Below are 6,751 nucleotides of genomic sequence, written 5' to 3'. Positions count from 1 at the left end.
TAATCTCCCCATCCGCAGACGGAAAAACGGTCGGTGTCTTTTCCTCATTGTCCCACTCCCAATCCCGCACAATGTAGCAGGCAATATAGTCCGGCACGGCCAGCTTGTCGTTGAGAAACAGCCCCCAGAGCTCAGCCAAGACCGCTAACTACCCTGCTCAATGCGCTCCATATCCGCACGGATACAGCGCAGTACACCATACTCATATAAACCATCCAGCGCTTCGTAAACTGGCTTTAGTGCCACGCCCGAAGACGCCATAGAAGCGCACATAATCTGCTGCACCTGCTGCAGCTGATTACCATTCAGCGTAATCACGTCATGCAGATGCAGTTCGCCTGCCGCAATCCCATCAGCCAGATGGTTATAGATGACGTTTTCTGACAGGTGTTGCTGTCGCGCTACCTGAGCGACGGTCATTCCCGAACGATAAAGGGCAACCGACTCATGTACCTGCAGATCTTTATTCAGAGGGTTTTGCTGTTCTGCCTGGTATTCACGGATTAATTCAAGAAACGCATCACCATACAGTTCGAGCTTACGTTCACCCACACCACTCAAACGCCCCATCTGTTGATGAGTCAACGGACGATACATCACCATCTCCATCAGAGTGGCATCATGAAAGATCACATAGGGAGGAACATCCTGCTCTTTAGAGAGAGTCATCCGCAACGCTTTGAGTGCATTCCACAAACCATAATCTTCAACATCCAGCTTCTGTTGCGGATCATTACGTTTACGGAAAGACTCCTGCTTACGCTTATCCTGGCGCATCTCTACCCGCAGCTCGCCTTTTAGCAACGGCCGGCAACTATCGGTCAGGTAGAGCACCCCATGACTGTTAGCGGCCACACTCAGATACCCTCTGGCCACCAGCTGCCTAAACACCGAGCGCCACTGATTACGATCCAGCTCTTTACCAATACCAAAGGTACTCAGTTGATGATGCTTCAGCTCCAGCACACGCTCACTGGATTTACCCAACAGCACTTCAATAATATGATTCACACCAAACCGCTGACCGCACCGATACACCGCAGACAAAGCCTTACGTGCCGCTTCAGTTGCATCCCATACCGGCACAGGCTCAAGACAGGTATCACAGTTACCGCAAGGTTCAGGCAGCGGTTCGCCAAAATAGGTGAGCAGCGTCTGACGACGACAACTGGTGATCTCACACAGCCCCAGCATCGCCTCCAGCTTCTGTCGCTCAATACTTTTGTGCAGATCATCCGCCTGCGACCCCTCCAGCATCTGCCGCAGAAAGATAACATCCTGCAACCCATAGACCATCCAGGCGTCAGCGGGCAGACCATCCCGTCCGGCACGACCGGTTTCCTGATAATAGGCTTCGACACTTTTAGGCAGATCGAGGTGCGCCACAAAACGCACATTGGGTTTATCAATCCCCATACCGAAGGCAACCGTTGCAACCATCAGAATATTCTCTTCAGTCAGAAAACGGTGCTGGTTATGCCGCCGCAGCTCCGCATGCAGCCCGGCATGGTACGGCAGTGCATTAAAGCCCTGCTCTTGTAGCCATTGGGCGGTGTCTTCAACTTTTTTGCGCGAGAGGCAGTAAACAATACCGGAATCACTGGCATGCTCGGCCTTGAGAAACTTCAGTAACTGCTCTTTGGCCCGATGCTTCTGACCAATACGGTAACGGATATTGGGACGATCAAACCCCTGAATAAATTTGCGCGCGCTCTGTAGCCCGAGCCGTTCACAGATCTCATCCCGGGTACGCTCATCAGCGGTGGCCGTTAAGGCGATGCGGGGGACGCCCGGAAAGCAGTCCTGCAGGTAACTCAGCTGCAGATACTCTGGACGGAAGTCATGTCCCCACTGGGACACACAGTGCGCTTCATCAATGGCAAACAACGCCAACTGACACTCTGACAACATTTTTAAAGTACGGGGCTGCAGCAACCGCTCCGGGGCGACATAGAGCAGATCCAGCTCACCGCTGCGCAACTGATGCTCCACCTCCTGGGCCATGGAATAATCCATCGACGAGTTGAGGTATCCCGCCGCTATACCCCATTGGGAAAGCGCTTGCACCTGGTCCTGCATCAGCGCGATCAGTGGCGAAACCACCACCGCAACCCCCGGACGAATCAGCGCCGGAAGCTGATAACAGAGTGATTTTCCGCCACCGGTAGGCATCACCACCAAAGCATCGCCGCCGCCCAGCAACGTTTCAATCACGTCCTGCTGCGGTTCACGAAACTGGTCGTAACCAAAAATCTGTTTTAAGAGGTGCCGCGCCTTTTCTATCATGGGCGGCATTATCCGGGATGAAGCGCAGACTGTCATCCAGATTTATCGGTTTCGGACAGATTAACACTACGATCCGAAGCCTTTCGCTGTTAGAATCTGCCCACACTTTATTAGCCGGACCGGAACCTATGCAAAATGCGATGCTGAATACACCCCTTACTGATGAGGAACTGGATGAGCTTGAAGCATTTCTGTTCTCAGATGCAGTATCTGAAGATGCGCTGGATCTGGTTGGCACCCATGGTTATTTTTGTGCCCTGAATATCAGCCCGGTGAAGATTTCTGAAAAACAGTGGCTGCAGGAACTGTTTGATGGCAGCCCTGAATACACCTCTGAAACAGAGAAAGCCCGCATTGAAGGTTTACTGCGGCGCTTTTACTTCAGCATTGGCAGCGATCTTTACAACGATCAGGATATGCTGCTGCCGTGCGATCTGACACTGGTACCGGAAGAGGACGATGAACAAAGCTATCTGACCTCCTGGGCTCAGGCGTTCATGGAGGGCGTTTTCCTCAAAGAGGACGAGTGGTTTAACCACCAGGCTGAAGAGGAAGTCGCCGAGCTGATGCTGCCTATCATGATTGCATCTGAGCTGTTCGATGACGAAGAGTTTGTCAAGATGCGCGCTGACACTAAGCTCTGTGATGAGATGTGTCACACCATTCCGGATCTGCTGGTCGATCTTTACCTGCTGTTCCACGCACCCGCTGACAAAAAGTAAGCCATAGATATTAGATCAGACACAAAAAAGCCCGCTAATCAGAAGCCGGCTTTTTTATGCGCAGTAAACCGTTCACTTCAGCGTTAACGCACAATTCGTGCAGTAGATCCCTGACGCAGCACGCGAACACGCTCACCTGGCTGGAAGAAACCATCGCTTCCCACTTCCTGAACGATAGAGATCGACTTGCCGCTCTCCAGAGTCACTGTGACCTCCTGACCCTGCTTACGGGTCGCGTTCTCTTCAACTTTCTGCCCCAGTATGCCACCGGCCACCGCGCCCACAACCGTGGTAATACTGCTGCCCTTTCCGCCACCTAAAGTGCTACCGGCAATACCACCCACAATGGCACCGGTACCCGCGCCCAGCGGACTGTCGGTACGTCCTTCGATAATAACCGGCTTCACGGCATCGACCCAGGCATACTCAACATTCTGAACCTTGCGGGCCTCGCTGCGGGAATAAGTGTCACCACTGAGTGAAGACGCACAGCCCTGCAACAGCAGTACGACTGCAGTAAAGGTAACAATAATCACTTTATTCATAAATCAGTCCTGAAGACAGTTGTATTTTTTAAAAAACTCAGCCTATACAGCCAGTATAACCTGATAAGCATAATCTGAGCAGTCGGTCTCAAATAAGCCGAGTGTAACAACCACCAGCTTAACGGATCTTTAACAGCAGCTGGCATAGCAACGACCAGCTCACCTCCCTGAGTTTCTGATACCAGGGACGCTTACACCAATGAGCGTAGATCACCTCATAACTGCGCGACATATCACTGTTCAGCAACTGTTCGACAGCCTGAGTCAGTTGTGGTTCCACCACTTCCAGATTTGCCTCAAGATTCCAGCGCAGGTTCCAGTGATCCAGATTACATGACCCCACCGAAACCCAGTTATCACACAACCCGAGTTTGGTATGCAGAAAAGAGGGCTGATATTCAAAAATCCTCACGCCGGCCTGTAACAAGCGCCGGTAATAACGCTTTGACGCGTGATACACCCACGGGTGATCAGTATCAGGCCCGGCAACGATCAGCCGCACATCAACCCCTCGCTGAGCAGCAAGCCGAAGACTACGACGCACCGAAAAGGCCGGCATAAAATACGCGGTTGCCAGCCACACACGCTCATTCGCTTGTTTTACATGGTGGACAAAACTGCGTTTGATCTGCTGCAATTTCAGCCCCTCGACTTCAGTCACCCGCGCCAGCGCATCCCCCAGACGGGCAGTTTCCTGCGGAGTGACTGGTGGCATCACACCGCCAGAATTCAACCACTGCCGGGAAAACAGCTGCACCATATCGGCAACGACCGCTCCCTGAACCTGGAGCATTACATCCTGCCAGGCCAGCGCACCCTCCTCGGAATTACTGCGCAGATACTCATCACTGATACCGGTGCCACCGATAAAGCCGATGCGCTGATCAGCAATCATCAGCTTGCGGTGATCTCTGACCAGATTGCTGGCCAGCTTAAACAGACTGATCGGATTATATCGTCTGACCTGAACCCCACCCTGCATCAGCTTTTCGCTGTCCTGAGTACGAAACTTTCGCCCACCAAAATCATCAATCAGCCAGCATACCCGAACACCCCGTTTAGACGCCCTGATCAAGGCACTGATAAACTGATCAGCGACATCCCCGGAGCTGACCATGTAAAACTCCAGCAACAGAGTCTCACGCGCCTCTTCAATCACCTGCAGCATACGGGGAATAAACTGTTTCCCCTCCACCAGCAGCTCAACCCGATTACCACCCGACCAGCGGTATCTGCCTGTCATACCCTGCTCCCTTTGGCCTCAATTCAGCACTTAATTCAGCAGCGTTATCAATGCTGCCGCTGACCATACAGACGCGCATACAATCCATTCTGCTGTAACAGCTCTTCATGATCACCCTGTTCTGCCACCTGACCATCCTCAAACACATAGACATGGTCCGCCTGTTTAACGGCACTAAGACGATGAGCGACAATAATGGTGGTTCGTCCGCGCAGAAAACTGGCCATATCCCGGTGCAGGTTAAACTCTGTTTCAGCATCCAGTGCAGAAGTGGCTTCATCCAGAATCACCACTTTCGGGTCGGCCAGCACCATTCGGGCAATGGCCAGACGCTGCCGCTGTCCACCGGACAATCTCACCCCTTGCCGCCCTACCATCGTATCGAGTCCATCATCCAACTGCTGCACAAAGCTCGCCAGCTGCGCCACTTCGAGTGCCTGCCACAACTGCTGATCACTAAACTTCCGTCCCAGTGTCAGGTTGCCCCTGACAGAATCATTAAACAGTGCCGGATGCTGCAACACCGTGACGACATTCTCCCGCACCAGATCAAGACCGATCTGTTCAACCGGCACACCATCAAACAGCACCCGCCCCTCCCTGGCCTGATACAACCCCAACAACACCTGCACCAGGGTAGATTTCCCGCCACCACTGGCCCCCACCAGCGCGATCTTCTGGCCCGCCTCTATTTTCAACGACAGGCCTTTGAGTATCTCCTGCCCTTCACTATAGCTGAAGTGGATATTCTCAAGTTCAATAGATACCGAGGTTCGTCCGGCAAAAGGGTCATGCAGATGAGGATAGTCAGGCTCTTCATCCAATCCAACCAGACGATTTATCCGCTGCAGAGCCGCTTTCGCCCCATAGAATGCATACTGAATCCCCAGCACCTCCTGAACCGGCCCCATCATAAACCAGAGATAACCAAAGACCGCCATCATCTGCCCGATACTGAGATCGGAAAACACCACCATCCCCATCGACAGTGCCCGAAACAGGTCAAAGCCAACCAGAAACACCATAAAGCTAAAACGGTTGGCGGCCTCACTGCGCCATTCAAACCGGGTGGAGTGATCCCTCAGAGAGCGGGCATCACCTATCAACCCTTGCAGATAGTGATTCTCACGATTAGCCGCACGAATCTGATAGATCGCCTCAAGCACTTCGGTCAACCCACCCTGAAACTGTTCATAAGCCCTGTTTTCATTTTTTTTCAGCTCTTTGACCTGCTTACCGATCATCATCGTTAACCAGACCACCAGCGGATTGAGCAACAGAATAAACAGCGCCAGCTGCCAATTCATCCAGATCAGCACGATGGCGGTGCCGATAATGGTCAGCAGTGCGATCAGTAAACGGCTGACTGACGCACCGACAAAGCGGTCAACGGTATCCAGGTCAGTTATAAAATGGGAGCTGACTGAACCACTGCCGAGGGATTCATACTCCGCCATTGAGATCCGTTTCAGCCGTTGCAGCAAGCCCGACCTGATACGATAGATCACCTCTTTCGAAATGATCGAAAACTGCCGCCCCTGCCAGACATTGAATATCAGCGCTGCCGCTCGCAAAATGATGGTGAAAATCAACACTGCAGTGATATAGAGAACTGGCCCCTGCCAGTGCGGTGGAAAAACACTGTTACACCAGTTGACCAGCGTACCCGGCTGATTGAGCAACACCTCATCGACCAGCATCGGCATCAACAATGGCAGAGGTACACTGGCACAGGTTGCCAGCAGAGCGATAATATTCGCTTTAATCAATAAAGGCCGGTATTCCAGCGCGACGCTGAAGATATATCGCCAGTTGTAGTGCGGCTGTTCCATAACGAGAAGAGCCCTCCCTGATGCTTTTACAGATGAATCGTCGGCCAGATTAACCCTTTATTTACGAAGTTTAGCGGCATTCAGACCCTGAATATCACTAACAGGCGCAAAAAAACCGCTAAT

5 protein-coding genes are annotated in these 6,751 nt (G+C 52.3%); 1 reads left to right on the top strand and 4 read right to left on the bottom strand.

Annotated elements, in window-relative coordinates; translation table 11 throughout:
- Positions 1-144: 144 nt before the first annotated feature.
- The gene (gene recQ, locus ACQY8X_RS02075; protein WP_428033478.1) at positions 145-2,286 is read right to left on the bottom strand and encodes a DNA helicase RecQ; all 2,142 of its coding nucleotides are present in this window, start codon (positions 2,284-2,286) and stop codon (positions 145-147) included.
- Positions 2,287-2,414: 128 nt separating this feature from the next.
- On the opposite strand from recQ, the gene ACQY8X_RS02070 reads away from it, so the two are divergent.
- Positions 2,415-3,008 carry a UPF0149 family protein gene (locus ACQY8X_RS02070; protein ID WP_428033477.1) on the top strand — a complete coding sequence of 198 codons (594 nt, stop codon included), beginning with the start codon at positions 2,415-2,417 and terminating at the stop codon, positions 3,006-3,008.
- A gap of 83 nt (positions 3,009-3,091) precedes the next feature.
- Here the strand turns inward: ACQY8X_RS02070 and ACQY8X_RS02065 are convergent, their stop codons facing one another.
- The 3 genes from ACQY8X_RS02065 to ACQY8X_RS02055 all read right to left on the bottom strand — a co-directional run bounded on the left by ACQY8X_RS02065 (position 3,092) and on the right by ACQY8X_RS02055 (position 6,628).
- On the bottom strand, positions 3,092-3,553 hold the full coding sequence (locus ACQY8X_RS02065) for a glycine zipper 2TM domain-containing protein (RefSeq protein ID WP_428033476.1): 462 nt from the start codon (positions 3,551-3,553) through the stop codon (positions 3,092-3,094).
- A 118-nt stretch (positions 3,554-3,671) separates the two neighbouring features.
- Positions 3,672-4,796 (bottom strand): phospholipase D-like domain-containing protein, encoded by a 1,125-nt coding sequence (locus ACQY8X_RS02060; protein WP_428033475.1) that lies wholly within the window; start codon positions 4,794-4,796, stop codon positions 3,672-3,674.
- Between the two features lie 47 nt (positions 4,797-4,843).
- Positions 4,844-6,628 (bottom strand): ABC transporter ATP-binding protein, encoded by a 1,785-nt coding sequence (locus ACQY8X_RS02055; protein ID WP_428033474.1) that lies wholly within the window; start codon positions 6,626-6,628, stop codon positions 4,844-4,846.
- Positions 6,629-6,751: the final 123 nt, after the last annotated feature.

The sequence above is a fragment of the Amphritea sp. genome (assembly GCF_050300915.1).
Lineage (GTDB): Bacteria > Pseudomonadota > Gammaproteobacteria > Pseudomonadales > Balneatricaceae > Amphritea.
Note: the sequence above shows the minus strand (reverse complement) of the source record. Positions and strands in the feature narration are given on the sequence as shown.